The 19,262-nt window shown below is 71.5% G+C and carries 19 protein-coding genes; 17 read left to right on the top strand and 2 right to left on the bottom strand.

What is annotated here, in order from left to right; translation table 11 throughout:
* The first annotated feature begins 127 nt into the window (after nucleotides 1-127).
* From INTCA_RS16220 to INTCA_RS16190, 7 genes are read left to right on the top strand one after another with little or no spacing between them, the layout of a single operon-like run.
* Entirely contained in the window at nucleotides 128-925 is a 798-nt protein-coding gene (locus tag INTCA_RS16220) for an SDR family oxidoreductase (protein WP_013494009.1), read from the top strand.
* Nucleotides 922-1,731 carry a 3-oxoacyl-ACP reductase FabG gene (gene fabG, locus INTCA_RS16215; protein ID WP_013494008.1) on the top strand — a complete coding sequence of 270 codons (810 nt, stop codon included), beginning with the start codon at nucleotides 922-924 and terminating at the stop codon, nucleotides 1,729-1,731. The genes INTCA_RS16220 and fabG overlap by 4 nt, the downstream gene beginning before the upstream one ends.
* Before the next feature lies 1 nt (nucleotide 1,732).
* On the top strand, nucleotides 1,733-2,185 hold the full coding sequence (locus tag INTCA_RS16210) for a MaoC family dehydratase (RefSeq protein WP_013494007.1): 453 nt from the start codon (nucleotides 1,733-1,735) through the stop codon (nucleotides 2,183-2,185).
* On the top strand, nucleotides 2,182-3,288 hold the full coding sequence (locus INTCA_RS16205; protein WP_013494006.1) for a phosphotransferase family protein: 1,107 nt from the start codon (nucleotides 2,182-2,184) through the stop codon (nucleotides 3,286-3,288). The genes INTCA_RS16210 and INTCA_RS16205 overlap by 4 nt, the downstream gene beginning before the upstream one ends.
* Nucleotides 3,288-4,493, top strand: coding sequence for an acyl-CoA dehydrogenase family protein (locus tag INTCA_RS16200; protein ID WP_013494005.1), 1,206 nt, complete (start codon nucleotides 3,288-3,290; stop codon nucleotides 4,491-4,493). Before INTCA_RS16205 ends, INTCA_RS16200 begins: the two co-directional genes overlap by 1 nt.
* 43 nt (nucleotides 4,494-4,536) lie before the next feature.
* Nucleotides 4,537-5,484 carry a DMT family transporter gene (locus tag INTCA_RS16195; protein WP_013494004.1) on the top strand — a complete coding sequence of 316 codons (948 nt, stop codon included), beginning with the start codon at nucleotides 4,537-4,539 and terminating at the stop codon, nucleotides 5,482-5,484.
* A 3-nt stretch (nucleotides 5,485-5,487) separates the two neighbouring features.
* Nucleotides 5,488-5,931 carry a MaoC/PaaZ C-terminal domain-containing protein gene (locus INTCA_RS16190; RefSeq protein WP_013494003.1) on the top strand — a complete coding sequence of 148 codons (444 nt, stop codon included), beginning with the start codon at nucleotides 5,488-5,490 and terminating at the stop codon, nucleotides 5,929-5,931.
* A gap of 101 nt (nucleotides 5,932-6,032) precedes the next feature.
* Here INTCA_RS16190 and INTCA_RS16185 read toward each other — a convergent pair whose 3' ends face one another.
* Nucleotides 6,033-7,310: a PucR family transcriptional regulator gene (locus INTCA_RS16185; protein WP_013494002.1), complete on the bottom strand. Its 1,278-nt coding sequence runs from the start codon at nucleotides 7,308-7,310 to the stop codon at nucleotides 6,033-6,035.
* 150 nt (nucleotides 7,311-7,460) lie between these two features.
* Here INTCA_RS16185 and INTCA_RS16180 point away from each other — a divergent pair, with 150 nt between their 5' ends.
* From INTCA_RS16180 to ilvA, 10 genes are all read left to right on the top strand, one after another.
* Complete coding sequence (locus tag INTCA_RS16180; RefSeq protein ID WP_013494001.1) at nucleotides 7,461-8,318, top strand: ABC transporter ATP-binding protein; 858 nt, start codon at nucleotides 7,461-7,463, stop codon at nucleotides 8,316-8,318.
* Nucleotides 8,315-9,025 (top strand): ABC transporter ATP-binding protein, encoded by a 711-nt coding sequence (locus INTCA_RS16175; protein WP_041307878.1) that lies wholly within the window; start codon nucleotides 8,315-8,317, stop codon nucleotides 9,023-9,025. The genes INTCA_RS16180 and INTCA_RS16175 overlap by 4 nt, the downstream gene beginning before the upstream one ends.
* Before the next feature lie 14 nt (nucleotides 9,026-9,039).
* Nucleotides 9,040-9,918, top strand: a complete 879-nt coding sequence (locus tag INTCA_RS16170) for a branched-chain amino acid ABC transporter permease (protein ID WP_013493999.1) — start codon at nucleotides 9,040-9,042, stop codon at nucleotides 9,916-9,918.
* A 1-nt stretch (nucleotide 9,919) separates the two neighbouring features.
* The gene (locus INTCA_RS16165) at nucleotides 9,920-10,987 is read left to right on the top strand and encodes a branched-chain amino acid ABC transporter permease (RefSeq protein ID WP_013493998.1); all 1,068 of its coding nucleotides are present in this window, start codon (nucleotides 9,920-9,922) and stop codon (nucleotides 10,985-10,987) included.
* 66 nt (nucleotides 10,988-11,053) lie between these two features.
* The gene (locus INTCA_RS16160) at nucleotides 11,054-12,400 is read left to right on the top strand and encodes an ABC transporter substrate-binding protein (RefSeq protein WP_013493997.1); all 1,347 of its coding nucleotides are present in this window, start codon (nucleotides 11,054-11,056) and stop codon (nucleotides 12,398-12,400) included.
* 33 nt (nucleotides 12,401-12,433) lie between these two features.
* Nucleotides 12,434-13,603 carry an acyl-CoA dehydrogenase family protein gene (locus tag INTCA_RS16155; RefSeq protein WP_013493996.1) on the top strand — a complete coding sequence of 390 codons (1,170 nt, stop codon included), beginning with the start codon at nucleotides 12,434-12,436 and terminating at the stop codon, nucleotides 13,601-13,603.
* Nucleotides 13,604-13,714: 111 nt separating this feature from the next.
* A complete protein-coding gene (locus tag INTCA_RS16150; protein WP_013493995.1) occupies nucleotides 13,715-14,314 on the top strand; it encodes a DUF305 domain-containing protein in 600 nt (199 codons plus the stop codon).
* A gap of 76 nt (nucleotides 14,315-14,390) precedes the next feature.
* On the top strand, nucleotides 14,391-15,593 hold the full coding sequence (gene lhgO, locus INTCA_RS16145; protein ID WP_013493994.1) for an L-2-hydroxyglutarate oxidase: 1,203 nt from the start codon (nucleotides 14,391-14,393) through the stop codon (nucleotides 15,591-15,593).
* A 93-nt stretch (nucleotides 15,594-15,686) separates the two neighbouring features.
* Complete coding sequence (locus INTCA_RS16140; protein ID WP_041308933.1) at nucleotides 15,687-16,913, top strand: 4-alpha-glucanotransferase; 1,227 nt, start codon at nucleotides 15,687-15,689, stop codon at nucleotides 16,911-16,913.
* Nucleotides 16,914-17,014: 101 nt separating this feature from the next.
* A complete protein-coding gene (ilvA, locus tag INTCA_RS16135) occupies nucleotides 17,015-18,247 on the top strand; it encodes a threonine ammonia-lyase (protein ID WP_013493992.1) in 1,233 nt (410 codons plus the stop codon).
* A 148-nt stretch (nucleotides 18,248-18,395) separates the two neighbouring features.
* Here ilvA and INTCA_RS16130 read toward each other — a convergent pair whose 3' ends face one another.
* Nucleotides 18,396-19,259: an oxygenase MpaB family protein gene (locus tag INTCA_RS16130; protein WP_013493991.1), complete on the bottom strand. Its 864-nt coding sequence runs from the start codon at nucleotides 19,257-19,259 to the stop codon at nucleotides 18,396-18,398.
* Nucleotides 19,260-19,262: the final 3 nt, after the last annotated feature.

Genomic DNA, 19,262 nt, shown 5'->3' with positions numbered 1-19,262 from the left:
CCTGGTGGTCGACCGATACCTCGACCGCGGGAAGAGGGGATGCAGCGGCAGGGCACTTGACGGGGGCGCCCCAACAGGGCCAAGGTAAGCAAGCGCTTAGTTACGCCTCGACCTGCCCAGGAGTGCCATGCCAGACCGCGACACCGCGCCGAGGAGCGCCCTGCGTACGGCCGTGGTCACCGGCGCGGCACGCGGCATCGGCCGGGCGATCGCGCGGCGTCTCGTCGACGAGGGACTGCGTGTCGTGGTCAACGATGTCGACGCGGCCGAGCTGTCCGTCACCGCCGCCGAGATCGGCGCGGACCCCGTGCCGGGGGACGCGGCCTCGACCGTCGGGGTGGACGCCCTCATCACCGACGCCCTGCAGCAGCTCGGCTCGGTCGACCTCTTCGTCGCCAACGCCGGCATCACCTCCGGTGCCGGGCTCGACGCCAGCGACGACGACTGGGCCCGCCTGCTCGAGGTGAACGTGCTCTCGCAGGTCCGGGCCGCCCGGCGGCTCGTCCCGCTGTGGCTCGAGGCAGGCGGTGGCCGCCTCGTCCTCACGGCGTCCGCCGCAGGCCTGCTGACGATGCTCGGCGACCTGCCCTACTCCGTGACGAAGCACGGCTCCGTGGCGCTGGCCGAATGGCTCGCCGCGACCTACCGGCACCGCGGGATCATCGTCCAGGCCATCGTCCCGCTCGGGGTCGACACCCGCATCCTCGATGGGGCGGGACCGCTCAAGGACCTCCTCACCCGGGACGGGACGCTCTCTCCCGAGGACGTCGCCGAGTCGGTGTGGCAGGGCCTGCAGGGCGACTCGGTCCACCTCCTGCCGCACCCCTCGGTGCGCGACTACTACGCCGGCCGCGCTGCCGACCCGGACGGGTGGCTCAGCGGCATGAACAAGATCCAGCAACGACTCGAGAGGCACCAGCCATGACCGACCAGCCCGACCAGCCCGACCAGACCCAGACCCAGACCCAGACCCAGACTGGCCAGCAGCGCACCGCGATCGTCACGGGTGCCGCCCGCGGCATCGGCGCCGCCGTGGCCCGGCGCCTCGCCGCCGACGGCTTCGCGGTGGCCGTGCTCGACCTCGACGAGGCCGCCTGCGGGACAGTGGTCTCCGAGATCGAGGCGGCCGGGGGACGGGCCCTCGCGCTGGGAGTGGACGTCTCCGACGAGGCCGCGGTGCAGGCCGCCGTCGAGCGGGTCGCGTCCGAGCTGGGCGCCCCCACGGTGCTCGTCAACAACGCGGGCATCATCCGGGACAACATGCTCTTCAAGATGACCGTCGCGGACTGGGACGCGGTGATGGGCGTCCACCTGCGCGGTTCGTTCCTCATGACCCGCGCGGCCCAGAAGTACATGACCGAGGCCACGTGGGGCCGGATCGTCAACCTCTCCTCGACCTCGGCGCTCGGCAACCGGGGTCAGGCGAACTACTCGGCGGCCAAGGCGGGGCTGCAGGGCTTCACCAAGACGCTGGCGATCGAGCTGGGCCGGTTCGGGGTGACGGCCAACGCGATCGCCCCCGGCTTCATCGCGACCGACATGACCCGGGCGACGGCCGAGCGGATGGGGATCACCTTCGAGCAGTTCCTCGAGGGTGCGGCCAAGGAGATCCCGGTCGGGCGGGTCGGCCAGCCGGAGGACATCGCCGCGACCGTCGCCTTCCTCGTGCGTGAGGACGCGGGCTTCGTGTCGGGGCAGGTCATCTACGTCGCCGGCGGGCCCAAGGCCTGACATGCGCACCTTCACCGGACTCGAGGAGCTGGCCGCCGCGGTCGGCGAGCAGCTGGGGCAGAGCGACTGGCACGAGATCACCCAGCAGCAGGTGGACCTCTTCGCCGACGCGACGGGCGACCACCAGTGGATCCACGTCGACCCCGAGCGGGCCAAGGGCGGTCCGTTCGGGCGGACCATCGCCCACGGCTACCTCACGCTGTCGCTCCTGCCGGTCCTCGCCGCCGAGATCTACCGGGTCGACGGCGTGCAGCTGGGCCTCAACTACGGGGCGAACAAGGTGCGGTTCCCCGCGCCGGTCCCGGTCGGCAGCAGGGTCCGCGGCTCGGCGCAGCTGCTCGAGCTGACCCCGATCGCGGTCGGCACCCAGGCGGTCGTCCGCATGACCGTCGAGATCGAGGGCGGCGCCAAACCCGCCTGTGTCGCCGACGTCGTCTGGGTCTACGTGCCGTGACCCAGCCACCCGCGCCCGGAGAGCCGACCGGGGGAGCGAGCCCAGCGGCATACGGCATCGGTGACTCGAGTGAGTCGGCCGACCCGCCCGGCCTGCCGCTCGACGCCCTCGCCGACTTCCTCGCGCGGGAGGCGCCGGGCCTGCTCAGCCCGCCCCTCACCGCACGGCTGGTCGCGGGGGGCAAGTCCAACCTCACCTACGTCGTGACCGGCGGCGAGCACGGCGTCATCGTGCGCCGACCACCGCTCGGGCACGTGCTCGCGACGGCCCACGACATGGTCCGCGAGCACCGCGTGATCACGGCGCTGCGCGACACGCCCGTCCCGGTCCCCGCGACCTACGCGGTGTGTCCGGACGACAGCGTCATCGGCGCGCCGTTCTACGTCATGGAGCTCGCTCCGGGCACGCCCTTCCGCCTGGCCGCCGAGCTCGAGCCGCTCGGCCCGGGGCGGACCCGGGCCATCTGCGAGCGGATGGTCGACACGCTCGTCGCGCTCCACGCGGTGGACCCGGACACCGTGGGGCTCAGCGACTTCGGGCGGCCCGAGGGCTTCCTCGAGCGGCAGGTGCGCCGGTGGAAGAAGCAGCTCGACGGCTCCCGCAGCCGCGACGTCGCAGGGATCGACGAGCTGCACGCCTGGCTCGCCGCGAACGTCCCCCCGGAGTCGCCGCCGGCGATCGTGCACGGTGACTTCCGCCTCGACAACCTCCTCGTCGACACGACCGACGGCCGCGACCAGGTCACCGCCGTCCTCGACTGGGAGATGGCCACGCTGGGGGACCCCCTGACCGACGTCGGGCTGCTGCAGGTCTACCAGGCGCTCGCCGGCCTCGGTGGCGGCGCCGGCGTGTCCGACGTCGCCCTCGCCCCCGGCTGGCTCGGCCCCGACGAGATCCTCCAGCGGTATGCCGCTGGGTCGGGTCGCGATCTCGGCAACCTCTCGTTCCACCTGGGGCTGGCCTACTTCAAGCTCGCGGTGATCCTCGAGGGCATCCACTACCGCTACACCCAGGGGCAGACCGTCGGCGCGGGGTTCGCCTCGATCGGAGCGGCCGTCGAGCCGCTCGTCGCCGCCGGCCTGCACGCAGTCAAGGAGGAGTAATGGACTTCGCACCGTCCCCCCGCGCCGAGGAGCTGTCCCAGGCCATGTGGGCCTTCATGCGCGAGGAGGTCTTCCCGGCCGAGGCGGGCTACTACGCCCACCTGGCCGAGCACGGGCAGTACGATCACCCGCCCGTCGTCGAGCGGCTCAAGGAGTCGGCGTGGCGGCGGGGGCTGTGGAACCTCTTCCTGCCGGCCGAGTCGGGCCTGACCAACGTCGACTACGCCGCCATCGCGGAGATCTCCGGGTGGTCGCCGGTCATCGCGCCCGAGGCGATCAACTGCCAGGCCCCCGACACGGGGAACATGGAGGTGCTGCACCTGTTCGGCACCGAGGCGCAGAAGGAGCGCTGGCTCGAGCCGCTGCTCGCCGGGGAGATCCGCTCGGCGTTCTCGATGACCGAGCCCGACGTCGCCTCCTCCGACGCGACGAACATCCAGACGGTGATCCGCCGCGAGGGCGACGAGTACGTCATCAACGGGCGCAAGTGGTGGAGCAGCGGCGCGATGGACGAGCGGTGCCAGGTCTTCATCGTCATGGGCAAGACCGACCCGTCGGCAGACACGCACCGGCAGCAGTCGATGATCCTCGTGCCGCGCGACACCCCGGGCCTGACGGTCGAGCGGGACCTGTCGATCTTCGGCTACCACGACCAGCACGGCCACGCCGAGGTCGTCTTCCGCGACGTGCGGGTCCCCGTCGCCAACCTCATCGCCGGCGAGGGTGACGGGTTCATGATCGCCCAGGCCCGCCTCGGCCCCGGCCGGATCCACCACGCGATGCGGGCCATCGGGATGGCCGAACGGGCGCTCGCGCTGATGGTCGACCGGGCCAAGTCGCGGGTCGCGTTCGGCGAGCACCTGTCCCAGATGGGAGTCGTGCAGGAGCTGATCGCCGAGTCCCGGATGGAGATCGACCAGGCGCGGCTCTACGTCTACAAGACCGCGTGGCTGATCGACCAGTACGGCGCCAAGGGTGCCCGCACCGAGATCGCCGCGATCAAGGTCGCGACGCCCGCGATGGCGACGAAGGTCATCGACCGGGCCATCGAGGTCTTCGGCGCGGCCGGCGTGTCGGGTGACACCCCGCTCGCGTACTTCTACGCGTGGGCGCGGGTGCTGCGGATCGTCGACGGCCCCGACGCCGTCCACCGGCGCACCATCGCCCGTGAGGAGCTCAAGCGGACCGCGCCCTTCATCGGCTGAGACGCGGCGTCCGGCGTCCGCCACCCCTCGTAGGCTGTCACTCATGCCGGACCTGCGAACCCGCAACGCCGACCGCACGTGGCTCATCGCGCTCGCCGCCAGCCTCTGGGGGCTGTCCGCGATCTGGCGTGATCCCCTCGCCAAGCAGTACCCCTCCGTGGCGATCGTCTTCTGGGAGCACGTCGTCCTCGCGCTGCTCGTGTCTCCCTGGCTCGTCGGGGCGCTCCGTGCGGTGGCCGTCGCGCGCCGACGGACGCAGGTGAGTGTGCTCGTCATCGGGGCCGGCTCCTCCGCGCTCGCGACGACGCTCTTCACGTCGGCGTTCCGGCTCGGCGACCCGATCACGCCGCAGGTGCTCCAGAAGCTCCAGCCCCTCATCGCCCTCCTGCTCGCGGCCGTCCTGCTCGGGGAGCGGCTGCGCGCGTCGTTCGCGTTCTTCGCGGTGCCGGCGATCGCGGGCGCGTGGCTGCTCAGCTTCCCCGAGCCCTTCGCGGTCAGTGTCACCAGCCTGTATGCCGCTGGGCTCGCCCTCGGGGCAGCGGCCCTGTGGGCGGCGGGCACCGTTCTCGGACGCGCCGCCAGCGCGGAGCTGACCTTCCGCCAGCTCACCACCCTCCGCTTCGGCGTGGGTCTCGTGGCGCTGGCCGTGATCTCGCTCGTCACGGGCACGTCGGTCCGCATCGACGCCGGCTCGGCCGGCAACATCGTCGTCCTCGCCCTGGTCCCGGGACTGGTCGCCCTGCTCCTGTACTACCGGGGGCTGCGCACCACTCCGGCCTCACGGGCCACCCTCGCCGAGCTGGCCTTCCCGATCACCGCGGCCGTCGTCGGGGTGACGGTCCTCGGCCGGACGCTGGACGGGTCGCAGTGGGTCGGCTTCGCGATCGTGCTCGCCGCGGTGGTCGCCCTGGCTCTCCACGAGCGCCGCAGCGAGCGGCCCTCCGTCGCCGTCCCGGACCGGGCCGACGAGGCCATCGGCGTGGGGGGCTGACCGGTGTTCTTCGAGGACTTCAGCGTCGGCCAGACCTTCACCAGCCAGGGCCGCACCATCACCGAGACCGACGTCGTGCTGTTCGCCGGGTGGAGCTGGGACACCAACCCGCCGCACACCGACGCCGAGTCGATGCGGGAGAGCCGGTTCGGCGAACGGATCGCGCACGGCATGCTCGGACTGTCGGTCGCGATGGGCCTCGCGTCGCGGCTCGGGATCTTCGAAGACAGCTCGATCGCCCTGCTCGGCATCGAGGGCTGGCGGTTCCACGCGCCCATCCGGATCGGCGACACGGTTCACGTCACGGTCGAGATCACCGGGGCGCGGCGGACCAGCGCCGGGGACGCGGGCATCCTGTCGCGCCGGTTCACTCTCACGAACCAGCACGGCGACGTGGTCCAGTCCGGCGACATCGGCCTGATGGTCCGCACGCGCCCACCCCGTTAGCTCGAGTGTGCAGTTCGTGCCGTTGCTGCGGTGGCAGGAAGTGCACACTCGACGAAGGGGAGCGAGCCCAGCGGCATACGGCGCCTCTGCTCTGCTCAGCGTCACGAGGTCACTGCGGGGGCCACGGGACCACCCTCGGGAGGGCGGCCGATGGCGATGAGCGCGAGGGTGAGCAGCATGCGGTCGCGCGGTCGGTGCGGGTCGAGCCGGGTGAGCGCGCGGAGCTGACGGACGCGGTAGATCACCGTGTTTCGGTGACAGGTCAGCTCCGCGGCCGCGTGGGTCGGTGACAGGTCGTGCCGCAGGTAGGCAGCCAGCGTGTCGAGGAGCATCCGCTGGTGCTGGTCGGGCTGGGCGAGGATCTGGCCCAGCGCCTCGGCGACGAGGAACTCCGTCACCTCACGGCTGCGGGCGAGCAGCAGCTCCGGGAGGCGGTCCGCCGCGGGGACGACGCCGGAACCCTCCTCCGGGAGCGTGGCAGCGGCCCGGGCGGCCAGCTGGAACGCTGTCGCGAAGCCGGCGAGGCCCGTTCTGGACGCCATGATGCCGACCCGTCCCGAGGTCATCGGCCGGAGCACCCTCACGACGTCCGCGACGTCGTGCTCGCCCAGGACGAGCAGGCCGAAGTGGTGACCACCCCGAATGTGCCAGTGCGAGGTGACGTCGATGCGCTCGAGCCCGTCCTCGGGCATCCGGAGCGGACTCTCCGCCCTCGCACCGAGGATCGCGACGACACAGGCGACCCTGTCGTGCGACCCGAGGTCGAGCACCTGCCGGGCCTCCTCCGCGAAGGCGGGGTCGCTGCCGCGGCCCTCGGCGAGGCGGTCGAGCACGCTGAGACGGCGTCGCAGGTCGAGCCGCTGCATCCGCAGGCTCTCGCTGCGATATGCCTCGACGATGATGGCGTTCTGGACGTCCAGCGCGCTCCACACCGCGTGCCCGGCGAGGATCAGCACGCGCTCGTCGACCTCGAGCCGTTGGCTGCGCTGGCGCTCCAGCAGGGCCTCCCACAGGACCCGGACACCGAGTGAGTAGGCACTGAGGACGAGCTCGAGAGGGATGCCCTGCCTGGCGCGACGTCGCCCGGTGTCCCGCCAGAGGTCCACGGCCCGGCCCTCGGGTTGCGGCTGGCCGGACATGTTGCGCAGGCCACGCCGGATGTTCTCGCGGGTGCCGGCACGGATGTCTGCGGCGATCTCGGCGGGGATCGACTCGTAGAAGCCGCGATCCTTCGCCAAGAGCATCCGGGTGATCTCGTCGGCGATCCGGTCCGCCTCCGGGACCACGGCAGCCCACGCCTCCTGGATGGCGAGCTCGTCCTCCGCTGAGATCTCGACCTTGCCGGCCGACGAGGTGCGCGGCCCTGCGCCGGTAGCCATGCCCCAGAGTCGCACTCCGCGCACAGATTCGCCACCGTTGCGGGGACGCTTTGTGGCGTTCAGGCCGAGACATTTTGTGCGCTGCGCCCATTCACGTGGTTGCGAGACGCAGCGACAGTGGTCCCACCCACATTGAGCAAGGGAGCTGATGTGACCGCGAGCGACCTGCCCGGACCGCCTGACGTGTCCGGCTCTCTCGACCCCGGAACGGGCGGTGGCGCAGTCCTGCTCGAGGCGCAGGACGTGAGCGTCGCGTTCGGCGGCGTCATCGCCCTCCGCGAGGTGTCCCTCGAGGTGCGCGCGGGTGAGGTGCTCGGCGTGATCGGCCCCAACGGTGCCGGCAAGACCACCCTGTTCAACGTCGCGTGCGGCTTCGTGCGCCCGGACGCCGGCGCGATCTCATGGAAGGGGCGCCGGCTGGATCGGCTCCAGACGCACCAGCTCGCTGGTCTGGGGATCGGCCGCACCCTCCAGGGGCTCGGGCTCTTCCACCGGATGACCGTCCTCGAGAACGTCATGGTCGGCGCCGACCGGCATGCCCGTGCAGGCTTCCTCTCCGGGCTGCTGGCCCTGTCCCGTGGAGCGAAGGACGAGCGGTCCCTGCGCGACCGGGCCATGGCGGTCCTCGAGGAGCTCGGCATCGCAGCTGAGGCGAGCCGGCATCCCGAAGGGCTGCCCTACCCCGTGCGCAAGCGGGTGGCCCTGGCGCGAGCTATGGTCGGTGAGCCAGAGCTGCTGCTGCTCGATGAGCCGGCGAGCGGCCTGTCCAACACCGAGATGGACGAGCTCGCCGAGCTCATCGCCCACCTGCGCCGATCGCGGTCGGTGATGCTCGTGGAGCACCACATGGACCTGGTCATGGCCGTCTGCGACCGCCTGGTCGTCCTCGACTTCGGTCGCGTCATCGCGAGCGGACGGCCGGACGAGGTCCGGGACGACCCTGGGGTCCTCGCGGCCTATCTGGGCGAGGCGAGCGCGCCCGGCGCGCCAGCCGCGAGGAGGGGGTGAGCGTGCTCGAGCTGTGCGACCTGACCGCCCACTACGGGCCGGTCCGGGCCCTGGACGGGGTGTCCTTCCGCGCCGGCCGTGGGCGGATCACTGCCGTGCTCGGCGCCAACGGCGCGGGAAAGACCACGATGCTCCGGGCCATCTCCGGCCTGCTGCCCATCCAGCGGGGATCAGTGGTGCTCGACGGCACCGACCTGCGCGGCGTCAACACCGAGGAGCTGAGCCGGCTGGGTCTCGCGCACGTCCCGGAGGGACGAGGCGTGATCACCGAGCTGACCGTCGCAGAGAACCTCAGGCTCGGCAGTCTGGGCCGCAGTCGCGGCGCCCCAGAGGTGGCACTGGACGCGATCTACGAGCTCTTTCCCGTGCTGGGTGACCGAAGCAACGCCCTCGCCCACGTCCTCTCGGGTGGCGAGCGCCAGATGCTCGTCATCGGGCGAGCCCTCATCGCCGCACCCAAGGTGCTGCTTCTCGACGAGCCCTCCCTGGGTCTGGCCGGCCGCATCGTGACCCACATCTTCACGACCATCCGCGAGCTCGTCGAGCGCGACGGCCTCACCGTCGTCCTCGTCGAGCAGAACGCCCGCAGCGCGCTGTCCATCGCCGACCACGGCGTGGTGCTCAACCTGGGCAGCGTCGTCGCCGAGGACTCGGCTGCGGCACTCGCGCAGGACGAACAGCTCCGCCACGCCTACCTGGGCTTCTGAGGGAGGAGGACCCTGTGCAGCAGCTCCTCACGACAACACTGACCGGACTGACGCTCGGCATGGTCTACGCCGCGTTCGCCCTCGCCCTGGTGATGATCTGGCGCTCGACGCGGATCGTGAACTTCGCCCAGGCACCGATGGCCATGATCACGACCTACGTCGCGCTCACCCTGATCGATGCCGGTCAGCCGTTCTGGCTCGCCTTCGCGGCTGCCCTCGCTTCCGGGCTCGTGCTCGGGGCCGTGGTGGAGCGGGTGGTCATCCGGCCCGTCGAGGGCGGCTCCGAGGTCAACGCCGTGATCCTCACCTTGGGCCTGTTCATCGTCATCCACGCCCTCGCTGCCGTCATCTTCGGAGCGCGGTTCCGTTCCTTCCCGGCGCCCTTCGGGCTGAGCGGCTTCCGCGCGGGGGAGGTGTCCATCGCCCTGACGGGTTTCGGGATCTTCACGATCGTCTCGGTCCTCGTGGTGATGGGGCTGCTCGTGCTCCTCTTCCGACGGACGGACCTCGGCCTCACGATGCGAGCGGCAGCGTTCAACCAGGAGGTCGCCCGGCTCCTCGGCGTCCGGGTCGGCCGGCTGCTGACGTTGGGCTGGGCCCTCGCCGCGCTCGTCGGCTCGCTCGCCGGACTGCTCATCGCCGGCGGCAGCCTCGTCCATCCGGGCTACATGGACTCGGTCGTCGTGTATGGCTTCGTCGCGGCAGTGCTCGGCGGCCTCGACAGCCCGGCCGGAGCGGTCGTGGGCGGCCTGGTGCTCGGCCTCGTCCTGAGCCTGGTCAGCGGTCTGGTCAGTGCCGCTCTGGTGCCGCTCGCAGCCCTGGTCGTGCTCATGGTCGTCCTGCTCGTGCGGCCGGGAGGGCTCTTCTCCACCGTCACCGAGAGGAAGGTGTGACGTGGCCACAACAGTGCCGGCCTCCATGCGCGACCGCCTGTCCTGGCGCCGGCTCCCACCGCTCGCCCGGCACCTGCTCGTCGCGCTGGTCGGGCTGGCCCTCATCGTCGTCGTGATCGAGACCGCGGGCTCGTTCCGACAGGGACAGCTCTCGTCGATGGCCTACCTCGCGATCGCGGCAGGGGGGCTCACCGTCCTCACCGGCCAGAGCGGGCAGCTGTCCTTGGGACACGGGGCCCTCATGGCCGTCGGCGCCTACACCACGGCGCTGCTGCTGCAGAGCCGTGCAGGGGCACCGCCGCTGGTCGTCGTGCTCGCGATCGCAACCGTCGTGACGCTCGTGGTCGGCGTCGCCGTCGGGATCCCGGCGGCCCGCCTCCACGGTCCCTACATCGCCGGCGCGACGTTGTCGCTGGCCGTGGCCGTGCCCGGCGTCGCGCTCTACTTCTCCGAGCAGCTCGGCGGCGAGCAGGGCCTCACCCTGCGGGTGCCCGAGGCGCCCGTCTGGCTTCTCGACACGATGTTCTTCATCACCGGGCAGGAGCTGACCGGCCGCAAGTACGTCGCCTACGTCGCGTGGTTCTGCCTGGTCCTCACCTACCTGCTGCTCGCGAACCTCGGCGCGAGCCGGGTCGGTCGGCGCTGGAGGGCCGTCCGGGACGACGAGGTTGCGGCGGCCATCGCCGGCATCAACCTCGGCCGCGCTCGAGTCCTGGCCTTCGTGGTCAGTGCGGCGGCGGCCGGGCTGGCTGGCGCCGTAATGGCCCTGGTCGTCCGTGTCAGTGCACCGAGCGGGTTCACCCTCACGCTGTCCCTCGGTCTGCTCAGCGCCATCGTGCTGGGAGGCCTCGGCAGCCTGCTCGGCGCGCTCATCGGCGCCGCCATCCTCACGTTCCTCCCGCAGGTCGTCACGTCCATCGGGCAGGACGCGGGCCTCAGCGACCTCCAGGCGGCCGAGCTCGCCCCGCTGGTCTACGGGCTCACCGTGATCCTCGTCATCCTCCTCGCACCAGCCGGACTCGTCGGGACCATCCGATCGGGGCTGGCACATCGCAGGCGCCCCACCTGACCGGTGGTCGCTTGCGCACCAACAGATTCCACTCGTGATCACCACCACCTACCACAGGAGACACCCATGAACACCTGGTCAACGAGGACCGTGCCTGGCCTCGCCGCACTCGTCACCGCAGGTCTGCTGCTCTCGGCCTGCGGAGCCGGCGGGCGGCCCGCAGGCGAGAGCAGCTCCGGCGCCCCTGCCGCGGCCGAGGACGTCGTCGGCGTCACGGACACGACCATCAAGGTGGGAGCGCACTACCCGCTCACCGGCGTGGCCGCCCCCGGCTACAGCGAGATCCCCGACGGGGTGAAGGCCTACTTCGACTTCGTCAACGCGGCGGGCGGAATCCACGGCCGCCAGATCGAGTACATCGTCCGGGACGACGGCTACAACCCGACGAACACAAGCTCGGTCGTCAACGAGCTGGTCCTCAAGGACGAGGTCTTCGCCATCGTCGGTGGCCTCGGCACCCCCACGCACAGCGCCGTGGTCGACTTCCTCAACGACGAGGGGGTGCCCGACCTCTTCGTGTCCTCGGGCTCGCTCGGCTGGGGCGACAGGCCGGCGGAGCGGCCCATGACGTTCGGCTGGCAGCCGGACTACGAGATCGAGGGGAAGATCATCGGCCAGTGGATCAAGGAGAACAAGCCGGACGCCCGCGTCGGCCTCTTCCTCCAGGACGATGATCTGGGCGTCGACGGCGAGAAGGGCGTCCGGCGCTTCCTCGGTGACCAGATCGTGGAGACGGTCCGCTACACGTCGGGCAACACCGACGTCGCTCCGCAGCTGGCCAAGCTGCAGGCCGCCAAGGCGGATCTCATCATCGGCTTCAACACCCCGTCCTACACCGCGCTGACGCAGCTCGTGTCGATGAAGCTGAGCTACCAGCCCGCGTGGTTCTACAGCTCGATCGGCTCGGACGCGAACCTCGTCGGAGCCCTCCTCGAGCGGTTCTCCGAGGGCGCCGTCAAGGCCGGCGGCAAGGCCCTCGACGGGGTCTACACCACGGAGTACATCCCCGGCGTCGACTCCCCGGACAACGAGTGGACCAAGCTCTGGCAGAAGGTCTGGGCCGCGAACGGCAACGGCAAGGACCTGACGAACTACCGGATCTACGGTATGTCCCACGCCTACGCGTTCGTCCAGGCGCTCCAGGCCGCCGGTCAGGACGTGACCCGCGAGAACATCGTCACGGTGCTCGAGGAGAAGGGAGCGACGTTCGACGGCCCGCAGCTCGCCCCGTTCCGCTACTCGAAGGACAACCACCTCGGGATCGGTGGGCTCCAGGTGACCCAGCTGAAGGGCGGCGCCGGCACCGAGCTCACCAAGGTGCTCGTGACGGACCTCGGCGACACGCCGATCACCGAGGACACGTCAGGTGCGGCCCAGGACGCCCCGCCGGCGAGCGGGATCCCCGGGAACTGACAGAGGACGAGCGACGAGGAGAGGGGCCCGGGGATGGACCTAGAGCTGACCGGCGAGGAACGTGAGATCCGAGACTGGGTCCGGACGTTCGTGCGCCGCGAGATCATGCCGATGGAGCCGGAGGTCCTGGCCCGGGAACGCCGGGGTGAGCGTGGCCTGCGGCCCGACGAGCTGACCAGCCTGCAGCGCAAGGCCAAGGACGCCGGCTTCTTCGGGATCCAGACACCCGAGGCGTACGGCGGGATGGCGCTCGGTGCGGTCATGACGGCACTGATCGAGATGGAGCTCGGTCGGTCCTTCGTGCAGTTCCGCTTCGGCGGCGACGCGGACAACATCCTCTACGTCGCCAACGACGAGCAGCGGGCCACCTACCTCGTCCCGACGATCAACGGTGAGCGGAAGTCGTGCTTCGCGATCACCGAGCCCGGGGCCGGGTCAGACGCCCGCGCCATCCGGACGACAGCCCGCCGGGACGGTGACGAGTGGGTGATCCGGGGCGAGAAGACCTTCATCACGGGGGGCGACGAGGCCGACTTCGTCATGGTCTTCGCCGTGACCGACCGGGAGAAGGGCGCCGACGGAGGGGTCACCTGTTTCCTCGTCGACCGCGAGCGGGGGTGGCAGAGCAGGCCCATTGACACGATGGGAGAGTGGGGGCCGGCTTCCCTTGTCTTCGATGACGTCCGGGTCCCGCACTCGAGCATCCTGGGGGAGGAGGGCAACGGGTTCGAGCTCGCAATGCGGTGGATCGGCAAGGGCCGTTACCTCCTTCCCGCCCGCGCCCTCGGTGCCTGCGAACGCCTCGTCGAGATGGGGATGGACCACGCGCGCACGCGGGTCACGTTCAGCAAGCCGATCGCTGAACGACAGGCCATCCAGTGGATGATCGCGGACTCCGCCGTCGAGATCGAGGCGCTGCGGTGGCTCGTCCTGTCGGCGGCCTGGCAGGTCGACCGTGGCCTCGACTCGCGTCAGGCCCAGTCGATGGCCAAGCTCTATGGCGGGATCAAGGCGAACGAGATCGTCGACCGGGTCCTCCAGATGCACGGCGGCATGGGCTACACCCGGGAGCTCCCGATCGAGCGGTGGTACCGCGAGCTCCGCCTGCTGCGCATCTACGAGGGCACCGACGAGATCCAGCGGCGGACCATCGCCCGCAACCTGCTCCGCGGGCACGCCTCGGTGAGGGGACACCTGGGCTGAGCGAGGTCTGGGCTCTGGGCGGACTTCAGCAGATCTTCATCGAATGCTGATCTCTTTGCGGGGTGGGTAAGGGAGGCTGGTCCTTCCGTCCGTCTGCGTCCGAGGAGCCCCATGTCCCCCCTGCGTCGTGCAGCCCGTCCCGTTGCTGCTCTCAGCCTCGCCCTCGTCCTCGCCGCGTGCGGGTCGTCCGACGGCTCCGGGGCCGGGACGCACCAAGGCGACTCGTCCTCCTCGAGCTCGAGTGTCTCGGCCGCGCGCTCGGGCGACATCATGTTCGCGCAGATGATGATCCCGCACCACGAGCAGGCCGTCGAGATGGCCGAGGTCGCCCTCGCCAAGGATGGGGTCTCCGAGCAGGTCAAAGCGCTCGCGACGAACATCAAGGGTGCGCAGGGCCCGGAGATCCAGACCATGACCGCCTGGCTGAAGCAGTGGAACGCTTCTCCGCTCGCCTCCGGCAACACGGACCACGGCGGCGGCCACGGCACCGGCATGATGAGCGAGCAGGACATGGGCTCGCTGAGCGCGGCTGAGGGTGCGGAGTTCGACCGTCAGTGGCTGACGATGATGATCGAGCACCACGAGGGTGCCATCGAGATGGCCGACAACGTGCTGGCCACGACGAGCGACGCCCAGGTGAAAGCACTCGCCGAAGCGATCATCAGCGGGCAGGAGGCCGAGATCACGACGATGAAGGGCCTGCTGTCGTAACGCCCACGCGGCGTCGGCCGCGGGGCGCGGCGCCCGGGTGTCGTCGTCTCCCCCTCATGAGGGCCAAGATCGGTCCATGACGCGCGAGCACACGATCGGGATCGTCGGTGGCGGCATCGTCGGGCTGGCCATCGGCCGCGAGCTGGCGCGGGAACGACCCGGAGCCCGGGTCGTGGTGTTCGAGAAGGAGGCCCGTCTCGCGAGCCACCAGACGGGCCACAACTCCGGGGTCGTGCATGCCGGGATCTACTACCAGCCCGGCAGCCTCAAGGCGCAGCTGTGCGCCCGCGGCCGCGACCTGCTCCGCGACTACTGCACCGAACGGGGGATCGCCTACGACGAGTGCGGCAAGCTCGTCGTCGCGGTCGACCCGTCGGAGCTCGGTCGGCTCGACGCCCTCGAGCAGACCGCCCGGCGCAACCAGGTGCCGGGGCTGGAGCGGGTCTCGGCAGAGGCGATCCGCGAGATCGAGCCGCATGCGGTCGGTCTCGCGGCCCTGCACTCGCCGCGGACCGCCATCACCGACTTCGTCGCCGTCGCCGAGGCGATGGCTCGGGAGATCCGCGACAGCGGCGGCGAGATCCGCCTCGCGACCACCGTGACCGGCGTGGAGCGCAGGGCCGGCGGGATCGACGTCGTCGCAGGGTCGGACCGTCAGCGGGTCGACCGCCTCGTCATCTGCGCAGGCCTGCATGCCGACCGTCTCGCCGGGCTCGTCGACGGATCGAGGGGCCCGCGCATCGTCCCGTTCCGCGGCGAGTACCTCAGCGTGACCGCGGCGAAGCGAGACCTCGTCCGGGGCATGGTCTATCCCGTGCCCGACCCGCGCTACCCGTTCCTCGGCGTGCACTTCACCCGGCGGGTCACCGGAGCGCTCGACGTCGGGCCGAACGCCGTCCTCAGCCTCAAGCGCGAGGGGTATCGCCGATCGGACGTGAGCCTCGCCGACGTCCGCGACATCGTCACCTGGCCCGGGTTCTGGCACCTGGCCGGGACCCACTGGCGCACGGGTGTCAAGGAGGTGGTCGGGTCGCTGTCGAAGCGGGCGTACATGCGGCTGGCGTCGCGCTACGTGCCGGAGATCGGGCCCGCCGACGTCGTCCGCAACGGCATGGGGGTGCGAGCCCAGGCGGTCGAACGTGACGGGACGCTCGTCGACGACTTCCGGATCACTCACACCGGGGGAGTGACGAGCATCCGCAACGCACCGTCACCGGCCGCGACGTCGAGTCTGGCGATCGCGGAGCACGTGGTGCGCGAGATGGGCCCGCTGCGCTGACGCCGAGGCCCGGCACGAACTGCACACTCGACGCGGACACGCACGGCAGGTCAGCGCACGCGCGGGGACCGGCCAGCGTGAGAGTCTGTGCGCGTGATCACCGAGCGCGCCAGCGGCGTCCAGCTGCACATCACCTCATTGCCGGACGGAGGACTGGGCGCATCCGCGCGCGCCTTCGTCGACTGGCTGGCGGCGGCCGGGCAGTCGGTGTGGCAGGTGCTGCCGGTCTCCGTTCCTGATGTGCACGGTTCCCCGTACAAGTCGCCGTCCGCCTTCGCCGTGTCGCCGGCGCTCCTCGAGCATCCCGACGCTCCCGTCAGCGCGGACGAGCTCGCGCACTTCGCGGACCGGGAGTCCTACTGGGTCGGCTCGTGGACCGCGTTCGGGGGCGACCTGGCCGACCAGGTGCGGTTCGCCCGCGAGTGGGCCGCGCTGCGCGCCTACGCGGTCGAGCGCGGGGTGCGGATGATGGGCGACGTGCCGATCTACGTCGCACCGGACGGCGCCGACGTCCGCGCGTGGCCGCACCTGTTCCGCAGCGACGCCGTCGCCGGCTGCCCCCCGGACGCCTACGCCGCGACGGGCCAGCTGTGGGGCAACCCGCTCTACCGGTGGGACGTCATGGCGGACGAGGGGTTCCGGTGGTGGGTCGAGCGGCTGCGGCGCACCTTCGAGCTGTTCGACTTCGTGCGCCTCGACCACTTCCGCGGGTTCGCCGGCTACTGGGCCATCCCCGCCGACGCCGAGACGGCGATGAGCGGGCACTGGGAGCCCGGCCCGGGACGCGCGCTCTTCGACGCCGCGCGCTCCGAGCTGGGCGACCTGCCGATGCTCGCCGAGGACCTCGGGGACATCGACGCGCCGGTCGTCGAGCTGCGCCAGGCGCTCGGGCTCCCGGGCATGGCGGTCCTCCAGTTCGGCTTCACGCCGTGGGACCCGCACAACATCCACCACCCGAGCCGCCTTCGCCCCGACCAGGTCGTCTACACCGGCACCCACGACAACGACACCGTGCGCGGCTGGTGGGCGCAGCAGCCCGAGGAGGTGCGGGACATGGTTCGAGGCGCCTGCTGGGACAGGGGAGTTCGCGCCCACGTCGACGACGAGCCGTCCTGGGCCTTCATCGAGCTCGCCCTCACGATGCCCGGTGAGCTGACGATGATGCAGGCGCAGGACGTGCTGGGTCTCGGCTCCGAGGCGCGGATGAACACCCCCGGGATCGAGGGCGGCTGGGGCTGGCGGATGGAGCCGGGCGCGCTCACCGACGCCCACGCCGAGCGGTTGCGCTCCCTGACCGACGCCGCCGGCCGAGCGCGGTAGGAGCGGGCCCCGCCTTTCGTCGGGGAGCGAGCCCAGCGGCATACGGCAGATGTCGTATGCCGCTGAGCTGAGCCGGGTGCCCACGGCACCCGAGGCGTAGCGTGGCGTTCGTGGACCAGCTACCCCCGGTGACGATCGACGACGTGCGCGCCGCCCGGGCGCTCCTCGACGGCATCGTCCGGCCGACCCCGCTCGAGTACAGCCGCGGGCTCAGCGAACGGGTCGGGGCCACGGTCCAGCTCAAGTGCGAGAACCTCCAGCGGGCCGGCTCGTTCAAGATCCGGGGCGCCTACACGCGGATGGCGCGGCTGTCCGAGGAGGAGAAGCGGGCCGGGGTCGTGGCCGCGTCCGCCGGCAACCACGCCCAGGGTGTGGCGCTCGCGGCGTCGATGCTGGGGATCCGCGCCAAGGTCTACATGCCGCTCGGGGCGGCGATGCCCAAGCTGCTCGCGACGCAGGGCTACGGCGCCGACGTCGAGCAGCTCGGGACGACGATCGACGAGTGTCTCGTCGCGGCCCAGGAGTTCGCCGACGAGACCGGCGCGGTGCTCATCCACCCGTTCGACCACCCGGACATCGTTGCGGGACAGGGCAGCTGCGGTCTCGAGATCCTCGAGCAGTGTCCTGATGTGAAGACCGTCGTGGTCAGCGTGGGCGGCGGGGGCCTGCTGGCCGGCATCAGCACCGTGGTGCGGGCCCTCCGGCCGGACGTCCGGATCGTCGGGGTCCAGGCAGCGGGGGCGGCGGCCTACCCGGCGTCCTTGGCGGCCGGGCACCCGGTGGCGTTGTCGACGATGGTGACGATGGCGGACGGGATCGCCGTCGGTCGCCCCGGGGACGTGCCGTTCGCGGTGATCCAGCAGTACGTCGACTCCGTCGAGACCGTCTCCGAGGACTCGCTCGCCCGGGCGCTGCTCTTCCTGCTCGAGCGGGCCAAGCTCGTCGTCGAACCGGCCGGGGCCGCCGCGGCTGCCTGGTTGCTCGACCGCTCGGCCGCGGGCGAGGTGGAGGGGCCGGTCGTCGCGGTGCTCTCCGGCGGCAACATCGACCCGCTCCTGCTGCTCCGGATCATCCGGCACGGCATGGCCGCCGGCGGCCGCTACCTCGAGCTGAAGTTCCGGGTGCCGGACCGGCCGGGGTCGTTGGCCGCGCTGCTGGCCGACTGCGCGCGGCTCGATGCCAACGTCGTCGACGTCGCCCACTCCCGGACGGTCCGGGCGCTCACCGTCCAGGAGGTCGAGATCGGCGTGACGCTCGAGACGAAGGGGCGGGAGCATGCGGACGCGGTGACCGCGGCGCTCCGCGAGAAGGGCTACCGCCTCAACGTGGATTGAGCACCGGCGAGGCGGGGGCGGCTGGATGGGCTGCTGCCCGCTCGGCTGGGACTGATGACGCAGCTGCCGGGCGCGGCGGTCAGGGTTTCGTGCTGGGGACGAGTCTCAGCCTCGGGGAAGGTGCGTCAACCGTCCCCTTACCGGGCCGCTACGCCGTGACACCGGCCATGCCCCAGCGGACCGCGGCCGTGCCGAGCTGCCCCAGCGGGTGCGCGACATGGCGCGCGACCGGACCCGGCACGGGGATCCGCAGCATGGTCCGCGCCCAGTCCGGCAGCAGGGACACGCCCCCGGAGGCGAGGGTCCCGTAGCCGGCCCGCGCGAGGAGGGGCAGGGGCGGATGCAGCAGGAGGAACCGGGCCGCCTCGAGGGCCGCCGGGGTCGCCTCGAGCTCCGGCCGGTAGGAGTCGAGCACCCGCTGCAGGCCGAGGGCATCGGTGGGCGGGTGGGTCACGCCGAGCCGGCGGGCGGCCACGCCGGTCTGCTCGACGTAGCGGTCGGTCTCGCGCGGGCTCAGCGGTCTGGCCCCGAAGGTCTGGTGCGCGCGCAGGAAGGAGTGGATCTCGGCGACGTGGACCCAGAGGAGCAGGTGCGGGTCGCTGGCGCGGTAGGGCCGCCCGAGATCGTCGCGACCGCGGACCCGCTCATGGATCTCGCGAACCCGGGCGATCGCGGCCTCGGCGTCCTCGATCGTCCCGTAGGTCGTCGTCGCGATGTAGTGGCTGGTCCGCTGCAGACGGCCCCATGCGTCGCTCTTGTAGCCGCTGTGCCCGGCCACTCCGGCCATGGCCAGGGGATGGAGCGACTGCAGGAGCAGGGAGGCGATGCCGCCGGCGAACATGGAGGCGTCCTCGTGGACGCGCCAGATCGGGTCGTCCGGGGTGAACCACCGCTCGCCCGGCTTGCCCCAGATCCGCTGGGCGCGCTCGGGAGCGTCCTCGCCGGCGACGCGGTCCCGCAGGGCGAGGCCGAGGCGGCGCTGCACCAGTCGGGTGGCACTTTCGGCGTTCACGTG

It is taken from the genome of Intrasporangium calvum DSM 43043 (assembly GCF_000184685.1).
Lineage (GTDB): Bacteria > Actinomycetota > Actinomycetes > Actinomycetales > Dermatophilaceae > Intrasporangium > Intrasporangium calvum.
This window is presented reverse-complemented; position numbering and strand designations above follow the sequence as displayed.

Coding starts and splice junctions, on each gene's coding strand:
- INTCA_RS16195 (WP_013494004.1), top strand. CDS start 4,537: ATGCCGGACCTGCGAACCCGCAACGCCGACCGCACGTGGCTCATCGCG.
- lhgO (WP_013493994.1), top strand. CDS start 14,391: ATGACGCGCGAGCACACGATCGGGATCGTCGGTGGCGGCATCGTCGGG.
- INTCA_RS16200 (WP_013494005.1), top strand. CDS start 3,288: ATGGACTTCGCACCGTCCCCCCGCGCCGAGGAGCTGTCCCAGGCCATG.
- INTCA_RS16160 (WP_013493997.1), top strand. CDS start 11,054: ATGAACACCTGGTCAACGAGGACCGTGCCTGGCCTCGCCGCACTCGTC.
- INTCA_RS16210 (WP_013494007.1), top strand. CDS start 1,733: ATGCGCACCTTCACCGGACTCGAGGAGCTGGCCGCCGCGGTCGGCGAG.
- INTCA_RS16150 (WP_013493995.1), top strand. CDS start 13,715: ATGTCCCCCCTGCGTCGTGCAGCCCGTCCCGTTGCTGCTCTCAGCCTC.
- INTCA_RS16220 (WP_013494009.1), top strand. CDS start 128: ATGCCAGACCGCGACACCGCGCCGAGGAGCGCCCTGCGTACGGCCGTG.
- INTCA_RS16185 (WP_013494002.1), bottom strand. CDS start 7,310: ATGGCTACCGGCGCAGGGCCGCGCACCTCGTCGGCCGGCAAGGTCGAG.
- INTCA_RS16155 (WP_013493996.1), top strand. CDS start 12,434: ATGGACCTAGAGCTGACCGGCGAGGAACGTGAGATCCGAGACTGGGTC.
- fabG (WP_013494008.1), top strand. CDS start 922: ATGACCGACCAGCCCGACCAGCCCGACCAGACCCAGACCCAGACCCAG.